A 13,804-nucleotide genomic window follows, 5' to 3' on the forward strand; every position below is an offset into this window, starting at 1 on the left:
AACTTAAAGACGAGTTGACGTTGTTTTTTTTGCACCAAACAGCGCGAAGTAAGTAATATATAAATAGCAGCCAATAGGCAGTATAAGCGCTAACTGCACACCGATATTGTCAGCCAGCATACCTTGTAGTAATGGAATAATAGCTCCACCTACAATCGCTAAGCATAAAATACCCGACCCCTGTGAGGTGTATTTACCCAAGCCTTGAAGCGCTAAACTAAAAATAGTAGGGAACATAATAGAGTTACACAGACCAACCAATAAAATAGCCCACATAGCGAGTGACCCTTGACCTGTCATTGCAATTAACACTAACACACCGGCCAAAATACCATGACAAGCTAACACCTTGGCTGCATTTAATTTTTGCATAATCGCAGCGCCAGCAAATCGCCCTATCATTGCACCTGCAAAATAATAGCTAATATAATGTGCAGCTTGTTGCTCTGGTAAACCTGCAATATGGTCAAGGGTTAAAAAGCCGACTAAAAAGCTACCAATCGCAACTTCAGCACCTACATAAACAAAAATACCAATAGCGCCCAAAATAAGATGGCGATATTTCCAAACACTGCCTAAGTCAACAAACTCAGTGTCACCTTGATTTTCAGCTTCACTATCAATCGCTTTACCGAGTTTAGGTAACTTCAAAAAAGCAAAAATAATAGCCAGTGTTAGTAAACTTGCACTGAGCATTAAGTAAGGGAACTTAACTTGTTCGGCTGTAGCTTGACTAATTTCAGACAAAATCAACCAACTACCAAATAATGGCGCAACCGTTGTTCCTAAAGAGTTAAAAGCTTGGGTCATAGTTAAACGCGAAGACGCTGTTTTTGCAGGCCCTAATACGCTTACATAAGGGTTAGCAGAGACTTGTAAAATAGTGATCCCTGAAGCAAGCACAAATAAAGCAAGTAAAAATAGTTCGTAAACATGTGCCTCTGCAGCGGGGTAGAATAATGCACACCCTATCGAAGCAACAACCAAACCAACAACAATACCAAATTGGTAACCTATTTTACTAACGAGTTTTCCTGCAGGAATTGACATAACAAAGTAGGCACCAAAAAAACAAAATTGTACCAACATTGCTTGGGTGTAATTAAGGGAGAACATTCCCTTTAAATACGGAATTAAAATATCGTTCAGGCAGGTAAGAAAACCCCACATAAAAAACAAGGTCGTAAGCGATGTTAACGCAAAGGTGTGTGTAGACCCTGGTTTTTGGCTGTTTTCTGCTGCCGGTAGTGGCTGTGTGATATGTGCCATAGTATAATCTCTAATTATTTATAATTATCAGATTGTTACCTCTATTTAATTGCGTTTAGTAAAACTTAAAAAGCAGATAATAGTTGCAACACCAAATGTAAGCGCTTACATTTATAGCATACAGAGAAAATTTATCAATTTATTTACAAATAATATTGTAAGCGCTTACATTGCTGTATTATACAATTTCTATTGATTAGCTAATTACGGTAAAGCGCATTATTATTGCAAGCTTAAGGACGTATCTCATTGTGTTTAAAACAATTTATTTGCCAGGCACGTCAGCCCTTTTAAAATCGCCGTTTATTTTTGGTGTTGCCACGGCCTCTTTTCAAATAGAGGGAAGCCACAACACGCGCCTACCATGTATTTGGGATACTTTTTGTAGCAAACCAAACACCATTGCAGATAACAGTAACGGCAATCACGCCTGTGAGCATGTAAAACATTGGCAACAAGACGTTCAAATGATTGCCGATTTAGCCGTTGATGCCTATCGACTTTCTATTTCTTGGCCCCGCGTTTTACACCAAGATGGAAGTTTAAACATTCAGGGCATGGCGTTCTATAAGTCATTACTACAAGCTCTTAAAGCACGCAATATTAAAACTTATGTCACTTTATATCACTGGGATTTGCCACAACATTTAGAAGACAACGGTGGTTGGCTAAATCGCGATACCGCGTATCAATTTGCTCATTACGCTCATATAGTAACTCAGCAACTAGAGGGCTTAGTGGATTCTTATGCGACCTTAAACGAACCGTTTTGTAGTGCCTACCTAGGCTATGAAATAGGGGTACATGCACCAGGCATAAAAAGTCAAAAAGCAGGACGCCAAGCGGCGCACCATTTACTACTAGCCCATGGACTTGCGATGCAAGTGATACGCAAAAACTGCCCTAAGATAGAGGCCGGTATTGTGCTTAATTTTAGCCCTGCCTATCCATTTACTCCTGACGATGAACGCGCTGCTAAATTAGCTGATGACTATCATAACCAATGGTATATTCAGGCTGTATTAGAGGGTCATTACCCTGAGATGATTAACCAGCTGAGCAGTGATGCACAACCCGACATGGCGGATGGCGACATGGCAATTATTAGCCAAAAAATCGATTTTTTAGGGGTTAATTACTATACTCGTATCCATTACAAAAATACGCCAGATCATTGGTTTAGCGAAGCTCCTTTAGAGAATATTGCCACTACTGATATGGGCTGGGAAATATACCCACAGGGATTGTGTGAACTCCTACTTTCATTAAATGATCGTTACACGCTACCCAAAGTATATATAACTGAGAACGGTGCAGCGATGGCCGATGTATTAATAGATGGAAAAGTAGATGACATACATCGTATCAATTACTACCATACACACCTTAATGCCGTTCATAATGCCGTTGAGCAAGGCGTTAATGTGCAAGGCTACTTTGCATGGAGTTTAATGGATAATTTTGAATGGGCCTATGGCTATGAAAAACGCTTTGGGCTAGTCTATGTTGATTACCAAACTCAACAACGCACCTTAAAACAAAGCGCAATTGCGTATCGTGATTTTCTTAAACAGCGCCAAAAATAATAATGAGTGGCTTTTATGCTGAGTAAAAAAGAAAAAATAGCTTATGGCCTAGGTGATACGGCCAGTAATATTATTTTTCAAACCGTAATGCTATTTTTAACTTTTTTCTACACCGACATTTTTGGTATTTCGCCTGCTGTTGTTGGTACCCTTTTTTTAGTCGTCAGAGTCATTGATGCAGTTACAGACCCAATAATGGGCGCCCTGACCGATGCCACTCATACAAAATACGGTAGCTACCGACCTTATCTACTTTGGCTTGCCATCCCCTTCGCTGTTATAAGCGTGATTACCTTTACTACCCCCGCGATGGATGACGGCAACAAAATTATTTACGCGTTCGTTACCTACACCTTGCTAATGTTGGTTTATACCGCAATTAACATTCCTTATTCGGCACTTGGCGGCGTACTCAGTAGCAATCCTAACGAACGGGTTTCTATTCAATCATATCGATTTGTGTTTGGCATGCTGGGGGGGTTATTGGTTACGAGCTGCACTTTACCTTTAGTAAAGTGGTTTGGGGAGGGTAATAACGAGTTGGGCTATCAACTCACCATGCTGGTTATGAGTTGCCTAGGTGTAGTGTTATTTCTAATTTGTTTTCGTTACACCAAAGAGCGGGTGATCAATCCACCACATAAATTATCTTTAAAAACACAACTTCACGTTTTATGGCAAAATCAGCCGTTTAAAATATTATGTATGGCAGCACTGATATTATTGACCAGTATGGTGCTGCGCACGACATTAGCTATTTACTATGTAAAGTATGTTCTTGGAAAAGAAGATTTAATCACCGAATTTGTGACTTTAGGTATGGTCGGTAATATTATAGGCTGTGCGTGTGCGCAACCTTTAAGTAAACGCTTAGATAAAAAAATGGCTTATATTTATCTGCAATATATTTCTGCCATATTGAGCTGTTTTGCTTTTTTTGTCCCTAATGAGCAAGTTTTACTCGCCTTTTTAATGTATTTTTTATGGTGCTTTTTCACTCAAATGGCGACACCTTTATTGTGGGCAAAAATGGCAGATGCTATTGACTACGGAGTTTGGCAAAATGGTCAACGACTCACAGGATTGGTTTATGCAAGCGTGGTATTTTTTATCAAATTGGGGCTCGCATTAGGCGGCGCTATAGCGGGTTGGTTACTTGCGTATTATCAGTATCAAGCCAATGTAGAATTAAGCGAAGCAACTAAAAGCGGTATTTTAACCTCATTTACACTCTACCCTGCTATTGGCAGTATACTTGTGGCTTTAATAATGACTAAATACAACTTAGATAACAAAACCATAAAAAAAATCACCGCCGATTTAACACAAAAAAGTAATTTGTAACAAGGAATAGTATGGCCACCATTTATGAGGTGTCAAAGCTTGCAGGGGTATCACTTGCCACTGTTTCAAGAGTAATGAACAACAATGCAAACGTAAGTGATGCAACCAGAAAAAAAGTGACTTTAGCGATGGAAGAATTAGGCTACCGCCCAAATTCTATTGCCCAATCACTGGCCTCTAATTGCTCTAATAGTGCTGGCTTATTGGTTTCTGAGTTAAAAGGTCCTTTTTATGGCCCTATGATGAGCGGCATAGAAAACACCCTCAGAAAACAAGGTAAACACGTTATTATTACCGCAGGGCACAGTGACGCAGAGCGAGAACAACAAGGCATAGAGTTTTTAATTAGCCGTAATTGTGATGCACTTATTTTGCATGTTGAAGCGGTTAGCGATGAATATTTAATAAAGCTGAGCAAAGGTAAAACACCATTTGTTTTACTCAATCGCCATATTCCTGAGCTCGCCGATCGCTGTATTATTCTTGATAATATTAAAGGGGGCTATTTAGCGACTAAATACATTCTTGAGTCTGGTCACAAAAACATTGCTTACATTAGCGGTCCTTTATGGAAAAAAGACGCTCAAGAGCGTTTAAACGGACATAAACAAGCACTTGCTGAACACGACATTGAGTTTGATGAAAACAGTTTGTATGAAGGTGACTTTATAGAGGACAGCGGCTACGAAGGATTTACTGCTCTTTATAAAAAAAATCCCGCCATTACCGCCTTAGTGTGCGCCAATGACGAAATGGCAACGGGTGCAATGGTCAGTGCCAGAGAGCATGGCATTGAACTACCCGCACAACTTTCAATAATAGGCTACGATAACGTGTTCTTTACCCGCCATGTATACCCCCCTTTAAGCACTATTAATTACCCAATAGATGAAATGGGAAAAGTAGCTGCACAGTGGGTACTGAGCCATGTATATCAAAAAAGCGTACAGCCTATTCAAACTTTATTTCAGCCCGAATTAGTCATACGCCAATCGGTCGTTAATATTACCTAGCTAATTATTATATAAATTGGCAAATAGTGGCGTTAAACAAGTTTACTTAATAGCGCCAAGTTTATTGGTTTAAGCAAAACTTGCTCTATTTCTAGCTGCCTAATATGTACGGCATCAGGCTCCATTCCACTAATAATAACTCGTTGAATATCAGGATAGTGTTCTTTAATAAACCCAGCAAGCTCTAAACCTGAACCATCGGGTAAATGCATATCGAGTAATACTTTGTCGTAATTACTGTCTTGTTTAAGCGTTGTACAACACGCCTCTATACTGGTTGCAATAGTGGTTTCTACATCCAAGCTTTCTAATAAAAGCTGAGTTATTTGTGCGGCATCAGCATCGTCTTCCACTAATAAAAAACGCTTTATATTAGTATTATGTTTTGGCGTTGGCTGTATCGATGAAACACGTTGTGTTTTTTTCCCCAGCGTTGACTCTAAGCATTGGTACAGTAAGTTGGAATCGACAGGTTTGGCAATCATATCGTCAAACCCTAACGCGGTTAGTTCGTTATGAATACCTTTCATGGTGGCCGCGGTTAAAGCAATAATCGCCCCTTTAAACCCTAACTTTCTAAGTTCAATGGCTGCTTCTTTTCCGCCCATCACCGGCATATGAATATCTAAAAATATAATATCGTAAGCGGCGCGGCCCTCTGCAAGTTGCTTTTTAACCTTATCAAGCGCTTGTTTGCCATTATCGGCATAATCTACATCTGCACCCGCTGAGCCAATTAAATGGCCAACTAACACGCGTAAATCGCGTAAGTCATCCACCACCAACACTTTGCCACTTACTTCGCATGGCGCTACTTTTTGCTGCATGTTGGGGGTTAAATCAAGTTTTAATAAATTGCGCTCTACCTGTCTGATATCACCAGGGTATAAGGAAATGGTAAACGTTGAGCCCTCACCTACATAAGAATCTAATGAAATAGTACCCTGCATACGACTAAGTAGCTCCGAACAAATAGCTAATCCCAAGCCCGCACCACCTACTGAGCGCGACTCTACATCGGCAATTTGCTCAAAAGGCTTAAAGATGAGTGCTTGTTTTTCTGGAGCAATACCCAAGCCTGAATCTTTAATGCTAAAAAAGAGCATTTCACGTTCAGCCACCGTCTCTGTCCATGCGTTAACGATAATTTCGCCTTGCTCGGTAAATTTTATCGCATTATTGATCAGGTTAATGAGAATTTGTCGAACCCGAGTAGCATCTACACGAATAACTAATGGCAAAGGCTCCAGTGATTCAAATTTTAATGATAAACCTTTATCAAGGGCTGATACACGCATTAGCGTAAACACGTCGGCCATTAGGCTATCAAGATTAACATCCCCCAAGCTTAGCTCAAGCTTATCGACTGCAATTTTAGATAAATCTAAAACATCATTCAGTAAGCTCAATAAGTGTTTGCCATTACGATAAATAACACCCAACTCATTTTCAGCTTGCTTGCTAAAATCACTGAGCATAAGTAGTTCGGTATAGCCTAAAATAGACGACAAGGGAGTTCGCAGTTCGTGGCTTAAATGCGCTAAAAAGCGGTCTTTTGAACGGTTTTCGGCCTCTGCTTTTAAACGCTCAACTCGCTCATCTTCTACATCGCGGCGCGCTAATGCATAACGAATAGAACGGGCAAACCGGCTACCACTCATTTCACTTTTAACTAAGTAATCAACCGCACCAGCATCAAGCGCAGCAGAATCTAGCGCATCGTTAGATTGCCCCGTTAACATGATAATAGGCCCACAAAAGCCATTCTTAATCGCTTGCTTTAAAACACTTAAGCCATCTGAGGCACCTAAGCGATAGTCAAGCAGGCAAATATCATGCTCATTTTTACTTAGTACATGTATTGCCTGCTCAGGAGAGCTTATCCACTCTATGTCAAACACATGGGAACTGAGCTGCTCTAAATAGTCACGAGTAAGAATGTAATCATCTTCATCATCTTCAACCAATAGCAGTTTCGTTGCCTTTGCTAACATAGCGTCTCCTGTTTTAATTATATGCTTAATCGTTAAACGTGCTTGGTAGCTCTACAAATTCAACCCAGTATTTACCTAACGTTTTCATCAACTCAACTAAACCATCAAAAGTTACTGGCTTGGTAATATATGACGCCGCACCTAAATCGTAACCTTTAACCATATCCTCTTCTTGCTTTGAGGTAGTTAAAATAACAACGGGAATACCTTTTAAATTAGGGTTGGCTTTAATCGCTTGAAGTGCTTCACGTCCATCCATTCTCGGCATGTTTAAATCAAGTAAAATCAAGCCAGGTCTTGGTGACAGGGTTTTATCTTCAAACTTGCCTTTACGCTCTAAATACTCTAAAAGCTCTACACCGTCTTCAACAAAGTGTAATTCATTTAAAACGCGACTTTCAGCGAGGGCATCTTGGGTTAATAAACGATCATCTTCATCATCGTCTGCCATTAAAATGGTAATGGGTTTTACGTTTGTTAATGGCATATTATGCCTCTCCTTGTAATGTGAATAACTCTGCATCCACAGGTAGTTTAATAATGAAGGTTGCGCCTTCGTTAGGGGTGCTTATTGCTGTAATAGTTCCGCCATGTCGCTCTACAATTCTGCGACACACAGATAATCCAATGCCGGTTCCTTTATATTGAGAACGCCCATGTAAACGCTGAAATGGCACAAATATTTTATCCGCGTACTCATCAGAAAAGCCGATACCATTATCTTTTACAGTAATAACATGCCAACTTACTTTACTATTATGGTCTTCACTAAACTCGCTAATTCGTTCAAAGCTAATATCAATAACAGGGTTTACGTTAGGCGCTCTAAACTTCACAGCATTTGAAATTAAGTTTAAAAACAGCTGATGCATTTGACTCGGATCAGCCTGAATGATTGGCATATCAACCGTTATCACTTGCGCATTAGACTCATTAATGGCTATTTCTAAATCGCTTAAAATATCATTAAGTATGCTATTTAGATTGGTGTCGGTAAAATCTTTACCTCGAGTTGTTACTCGAGAGAACTCTAATAAATCATTAATTAAATTAGACATGCGCTGCGCAGCATTTTTCATTCGAGCAATGTAGTCAGTTCCCTTTTCACCTAACTCGTCTTTAAACATGCTTTCAAGACGATCGCTAAATGCTTGGATTTTTCTTAGCGGCTCTTGCAAGTCATGACTGGCAACAAAAGCAAACTCTTCTAACTCACGGTTACTGCGACTTAACTCATCAGAATATAACGTAAGTTCTTGGGTACGTTCGGTCACTTTACTGGCTAAGGTTTCGTTTTGCATTTCGAGCTCAGCTCGATATACCGCCGCATTTTTTAAGTTAAGCCGCGCAAGTAAAAACATACCGCCAATAAGTAAAGCACTCGTGATGGCTGTAATTGCAAAAGTGATTTTTGCCTCGTTTTTTATTTGCGCTAATTTAGAAAAGTGACTGACTTTAAATAACAGCTCACGATCTTGGATATCATTAACAAGTACACGAATCTCTCGGTATAGGTCACGCCCTTTATGAGAGTTGAGTATGAGCATTGCACGTTCTTCTTTGTCATTTAATGCTAATTGAACTGTGCTTTTAAGCTCAGCAATTTTACTATCAACTAATAAAATTAACGTTGCAATACGCTCAGCTTGCCCCTCAATTTCAGAGTTTAAAGAGCGAACATAATCGGTTTGCGATTCAATTTGTGCAACCGCATCGTAATATGGAGCTAAGTAATCATCGTCCTGCGTTAATAAATACCCGCGCTGCCCTGATTCAGCCTGCACTACAGAGAGATGCATTTGCTCAATGGCTGTACTTAGCATATTAGTGTTATCTAAACTTTGCTGAGTACGCGTTAAGCCTTGTATGGTATTAACCGCTAAAAATGCATTACCTACAATAATGCATAGTATTATGGAGATAAATAACGCCCATATAACATTTGCTTTGCCTTGCTGTTTGCGTTTAATCATTTATCGTCCTGGTTTTTATTATTTTGAGTCTGAAATAAGCTGTAAACTGTCACTACATGCTTGGCAATTAACAATTATTTTATCGAGTGCCTCGAGTGCTTTTTCGACGGGCATATCGTTTTCAAGTACTAGCTTGATAAGCTCAGCATTCATTGAAATACGATTTAACGGTGCCCGCGCATCATGTACTAATTCGTTTAAAGGCTTTATTTGTTTAGTTAATGCCATACTATCCTCATGTTGTTTTATTTATATTCGCCAATGCCACCATATGCGTTAAGGCGGTTATAAAGCGTTTTAGTACTTATACCTAACATTTGTGCAGCCAATGTTTTATTACCTTGTACTTTATCGAGTGTTGCATGAATAAGCTCTTTTTCAACTTCTTCAATGGTTTGTCCTGCAGAAACCTGATTTTCCTGAGCTTGATTATTTACTCGTGAAAAAGGTGACTCTAGGTTATCAGGCAGTGCCACATCGCTTGTTTGTGGATCGCTCATAATAAAAGCGCGATGAATTGCATGACGAAGTTCACGTACATTACCTGGCCAGTCGTACGTTTGCAGCTCTTTAAGTTGCTCGTTCGTCCAGCTAAAAGCAGTGCCATTTTCGTCATTTAACTGCTCTAAAAAGACTTTTGCCAATAATGGAATATCGTCTTTTCGTTCACGTAATGGCGGTATATCAATAGGAAATACGGCAAGCCTGAAGTATATATCTTCACGTAAAATATTATTTTGGGCTAAATCGATTAAAGAACGGTTGGTCGCAGAAATAACGCGGCAGTTAGTTGGAATTTCTCGGTTACCACCTACCCTTGTTACTTTTTTTGTTTCTAATACGCGCAATAAATTAGGCTGCATGCCAATGGGCATTTCAGTGACTTCATCTAAAAATAAGGTGCCATCATTTGCCTGTTCAAACACGCCCTCTTTGCGGGCTATCGCCCCTGTAAAGGCACCTTTTTCATGACCAAATAATTCACTGCCAATAAGCTCTTTTGAAAGGGCGCCACAGTTGCTAGCAACTAAAGGTCCTTCGCATTGACTGGCATTATGAATCGCTTGTGCAACCACTTCTTTACCGGCACCACTTTCACCTACTAACATTACGTTAGCCTGTGTTTTAGCAACACGCTCTATCATAGTATAGAGCTTTTGCATTGCCTCAGATTCACCAATTAAGGTATCAAAATGATGGGTGATAGCGTTTTTCTTAGCTTTTTTAACAGTTTTTTTAGGACCGTTTAAAACCAGTTCTAAATCTTCTCGCTGCAGCGGCTTTAATAAATGCGTTACATTGGGCTCACACATATCGGCTAAAATCCCCTTAACCGATGGGTGACCTGAAATAAGAGTGACTTTAGGAGATTGACCAATCATTTTTAAATGATCTAATAAATGCAAGCCACTGCCATCGGGTAACATGAAATCCAGTAATACATGATCAAAGGAATTATTCTCAAACCACTGATGCGCTTCTTCTAAACTGGTCGCAGTTTGAATATTATGCCCAAGAAACTCAACAATGTGACAAATAACATCACTAAATTCGATGTCGTCATCAACTAAAAGTATATTTAACATGATTAATCCCTATGCTTTTTTATTATTCTACTCACCCCTTTAAACAAATGAAAGGTATTCAGAGCAGGACTAAAACAATGACATTTTATTTTTTAATAGTTCGCCATTATAACTACAGATATATGTATAAACGCTTAAATTAACAATCTTTTCAGTTAATTACTTTTTAACAATGAAGTAATTAATACAACCAACTGATATAATTTACCTTTATTGCTGGAGTCGTTATGCGCCTATTAAAAACCACTATTCACCCCACTATTAATATTACTCAAGGTCGTCAGTTTAATCGCCCTACTGCTCGCGCAATTGTATTTAAACAGCAGTACATTTTATTAATGTACACTCAGCGCTATGACGATTTTAGTTTACCCGGTGGTGGCGTAGACTTACACGAAAGCATTGAACAAGGACTTATCAGAGAGCTTAATGAAGAAACTGGCGCGCAAAATATAAAAATCTGCAGTGAGTTTGGCCTCTATGAAGAATATCGTCCTTGGTACAAAGATGACTTTGATATTATTCATATAAAGTCATACTGTTATGTATGCGAAATTAACGAACAACTCGGCCAAGCACAGCTTGAGCACTATGAGCAACAAAATGGTATGCAAGCTAAATGGGTAAATATTTTTGAGGCGATAGCTCACAACGAACGCACATTAGCTAATAGCGATAAACAAGGATTGTCGATTATTCGAGAAACCTTTTTATTAAAAGAAATTGCCAAACAGTTCTTTTAATAAGTTTACATTGCTGCATTTTACGTTCCTACTTGAGGTTCAGCAAGACTTTTTTACTAATATAAAATCGATATAAACCAAATAAGTTACTACTTAAAAATAGGCTTTCCATAATTATTGCCACAGGGGAGCCAGCAAAAATATTATGCGTTATCCAAAAAGAGGTTCCCACCACCATACATAACCTCAAGTGCAAGTCTCTATTTTGAAATGAAGCAATGGTTTGTATTAATGTCGCCACCAGCGCAAAGCCACTAAACCAATCTTGCCATGTTAAATAAACGGCTAAACAACTCACTGCCATAAATCCAAACATGGCCCAAGTATGCTTAAAGTATATGCAGTAAAAATAACGTAACGCGGCAATAAGCATTAAGCAGCCGGCACTGTTATAACCCAAAATAAAAAAGTGGACTGAGGTTAATAACACAGAGGTAAATAAACAACATAAGATAATGCGTCGGGACTTAAACTGAAATGAAGCTAAGTCGAGTAAAGTCGCGACGGCAACCAATGATTGGGCAATTAAAAACATAACACTCCAAGGCACTAAAGGCATAAAAATGAGGAGTGTATAGTGCTTTATATAAACAGCACTTAACTTAAGTTAAGTCGCTTACGAATTCGTGATAACGAAATGGCCGAAATACCTATATACATAGCCACTTGGCTTAAGCTTAACTGCGCCAACCAATGCGGTTTATGTTTAAGCAAGTAACAGTATCGCTGCTCGGGGCTGTTGAGTAATAAAAATGCTTCTTTGGCTTCTTTAAATATTAGTTGCTGCGCAATTAGCTGCTGCTTAATAAGTTGGTACTGTGCTTGCTCAAATAGTGTTAGCGGTACTTTAATTACACTGGCTTCATTAATTACTTTTAATTGGTAAAAAGCGGGGCTTGAGGTCATCCAATTGGCAAACAGCAATGCAAACTCATTTTTAAAATAAAACTCTTTGCATTTTTGCCCGCCATCAATATCATCATGAATAGCACCTAAAACCCCCTCCACAATTAAATAGCCATAACGCTGTACATCGCCTTGGGGCAATAACACGGTATTGCGCGCGACAAGCTGTTGAGGGTAAATACCTGCCAATTGTGTTTTAAGCTTATTTATAAGCACTTCATAACTATCGCCAAGCGATAAAAGTGGGTTATCAGACATTAAACATTACCATTTTTCCATTAAAATATGCGTAATATCCGCAGCTGATACCCCCACCCGAGGCACATACTTTTGACCACACCATAAAGGCGAAAAATCACTTTGGCCTGCTTTTTCAGCGCATGTTCTTAATGCTGTTATTGCGCTACTAGCGTGAGGAAACGAAGGCACGCCCTCAGGCATAGTACCTAACTCGAGCATGACGCGGTTTTGAATACCCCGCGCAGCTCGACCTGAAAACAAAGTAGTTAGTGCGGTGCTATCTTGAGCCTGCTCTAAAATAGCTTGCTGATGTAAAGCAGATGTTTTTGCCTCTTTACATAATAAATAAGCGCTACCAACTTGAACTCCACTGGCTCCCAGCGCTTTCATATGCTTTACATCATCTGGCGTTGCAATACCTCCTGCAGCAATAATCGGTAATGATAAATGCTCAACACAACGCTTAACTAACTGCTCAGTGGTTTGTTGTAAGCTTAAATCCATTGATAAAAAATGCCCTCGATGCCCTCCAGCTTCTAAACCCTGAGCAATAACAGCATCAGCGCCATTTTCACTGAGCCAAATAGCTTCATCTAAAGTGGTCGCCGTTGAAATTACTTTAGTGCCCCAGCTTTTTATTTGCGCCACAATAGCGTGCTTAGGTAAACCAAAATGAAAACTCACAACCGCCGGTTTATAGGGTGCAATAATATCAACAACGGCTTGGTTTATAGGCTGACGGGATGCCCCTGCGGTTAAACTTTGCGGGTCAATTTCATACTCTGTAAAATAAGGGGTAAGCATATTATGCCATTGCTGCTTTTGTTGGCTGGTGTAATCAGTAACCGTGTGACAAAAAAAGTTTAGATTAAATGGTTTATCTGTTTTTTGAGTAAGTAAGTCGAGCTGTTCAACTAACTGTGCTGGCGATAACATAGCGCAAGGCAACGACCCTAGCCCGCCAGCTTCACAAACGCTTGCAGCCAATTCAACGTTTTGTACGCCCGCCATAGGCGCTTGAATAAGAGGTAAATCGATATTAAACAATGACTGTATCATCTAACTACTCCCTGTAACTTTTTCAACAACTTGCAGTATTTACAGAACCATAGCAAAAACAACGAACAAACAAAATCTAGATTTTTGTATA

General features: G+C 39.4%; 13 protein-coding genes. 4 read left to right on the forward strand and 9 right to left on the reverse strand.

Features of this window, described 5'->3' with window-relative positions; translation table 11 throughout:
* Positions 1–3 precede the first annotated feature (3 nt).
* Complete coding sequence (locus N523_RS0103605; RefSeq protein ID WP_028834342.1) at positions 4–1,269, reverse strand: sugar MFS transporter; 1,266 nt, start codon at positions 1,267–1,269, stop codon at positions 4–6.
* Between the two features lie 251 nt (positions 1,270–1,520).
* Here N523_RS0103605 and N523_RS0103610 point away from each other — a divergent pair, with 251 nt between their 5' ends.
* From N523_RS0103610 to N523_RS0103620, 3 genes are read left to right on the forward strand one after another with little or no spacing between them, the layout of a single operon-like run.
* Positions 1,521–2,855, forward strand: a complete 1,335-nt coding sequence (locus tag N523_RS0103610; protein ID WP_028834343.1) for a GH1 family beta-glucosidase — start codon at positions 1,521–1,523, stop codon at positions 2,853–2,855.
* 15 nt (positions 2,856–2,870) lie between these two features.
* Positions 2,871–4,199, forward strand: coding sequence for a glycoside-pentoside-hexuronide (GPH):cation symporter (locus N523_RS0103615; RefSeq protein ID WP_028834344.1), 1,329 nt, complete (start codon positions 2,871–2,873; stop codon positions 4,197–4,199).
* Between the two features lie 11 nt (positions 4,200–4,210).
* Positions 4,211–5,212: a LacI family DNA-binding transcriptional regulator gene (locus N523_RS0103620; RefSeq protein ID WP_028834345.1), complete on the forward strand. Its 1,002-nt coding sequence runs from the start codon at positions 4,211–4,213 to the stop codon at positions 5,210–5,212.
* A 32-nt stretch (positions 5,213–5,244) separates the two neighbouring features.
* Here the strand turns inward: N523_RS0103620 and N523_RS0103625 are convergent, their stop codons facing one another.
* Genes N523_RS0103625 through N523_RS0103645 form a run of 5 tightly spaced genes read right to left on the reverse strand, consistent with a single transcriptional unit; the run spans position 5,245 to position 10,765 of the window.
* The gene (locus N523_RS0103625) at positions 5,245–7,206 is read right to left on the reverse strand and encodes a response regulator (protein ID WP_028834346.1); all 1,962 of its coding nucleotides are present in this window, start codon (positions 7,204–7,206) and stop codon (positions 5,245–5,247) included.
* A 25-nt stretch (positions 7,207–7,231) separates the two neighbouring features.
* Positions 7,232–7,693: a response regulator gene (locus N523_RS0103630; RefSeq protein WP_028834347.1), complete on the reverse strand. Its 462-nt coding sequence runs from the start codon at positions 7,691–7,693 to the stop codon at positions 7,232–7,234.
* 1 nt (position 7,694) lies between these two features.
* Complete coding sequence (locus N523_RS0103635; protein WP_028834348.1) at positions 7,695–9,179, reverse strand: sensor histidine kinase; 1,485 nt, start codon at positions 9,177–9,179, stop codon at positions 7,695–7,697.
* Between the two features lie 18 nt (positions 9,180–9,197).
* On the reverse strand, positions 9,198–9,407 hold the full coding sequence (locus N523_RS0103640; RefSeq protein WP_028834349.1) for a hypothetical protein: 210 nt from the start codon (positions 9,405–9,407) through the stop codon (positions 9,198–9,200).
* A gap of 17 nt (positions 9,408–9,424) precedes the next feature.
* On the reverse strand, positions 9,425–10,765 hold the full coding sequence (locus N523_RS0103645) for a sigma-54-dependent transcriptional regulator (protein WP_028834350.1): 1,341 nt from the start codon (positions 10,763–10,765) through the stop codon (positions 9,425–9,427).
* A 227-nt stretch (positions 10,766–10,992) separates the two neighbouring features.
* Between N523_RS0103645 and N523_RS0103650 the strand changes: the two genes are divergently transcribed.
* Complete coding sequence (locus tag N523_RS0103650; protein ID WP_028834351.1) at positions 10,993–11,508, forward strand: NUDIX hydrolase; 516 nt, start codon at positions 10,993–10,995, stop codon at positions 11,506–11,508.
* Positions 11,509–11,536: 28 nt separating this feature from the next.
* On the opposite strand, the gene N523_RS0103655 is transcribed toward N523_RS0103650, so the two are convergent.
* The 3 genes from N523_RS0103655 to N523_RS0103665 form a co-directional block, all read right to left on the reverse strand.
* On the reverse strand, positions 11,537–12,043 hold the full coding sequence (locus N523_RS0103655; protein ID WP_024601536.1) for a YgjV family protein: 507 nt from the start codon (positions 12,041–12,043) through the stop codon (positions 11,537–11,539).
* 62 nt (positions 12,044–12,105) lie between these two features.
* Positions 12,106–12,672: a Crp/Fnr family transcriptional regulator gene (locus tag N523_RS0103660; RefSeq protein WP_028834352.1), complete on the reverse strand. Its 567-nt coding sequence runs from the start codon at positions 12,670–12,672 to the stop codon at positions 12,106–12,108.
* 6 nt (positions 12,673–12,678) lie between these two features.
* Positions 12,679–13,713 (reverse strand): NAD(P)H-dependent flavin oxidoreductase, encoded by a 1,035-nt coding sequence (locus N523_RS0103665; RefSeq protein WP_028834353.1) that lies wholly within the window; start codon positions 13,711–13,713, stop codon positions 12,679–12,681.
* Between the last annotated feature and the right edge of the window lie 91 nt (positions 13,714–13,804).

The organism is Pseudoalteromonas sp. 23_GOM-1509m, assembly GCF_000518425.1.
GTDB classification, from domain to species: Bacteria; Pseudomonadota; Gammaproteobacteria; order Enterobacterales; family Alteromonadaceae; genus Pseudoalteromonas; species Pseudoalteromonas tetraodonis.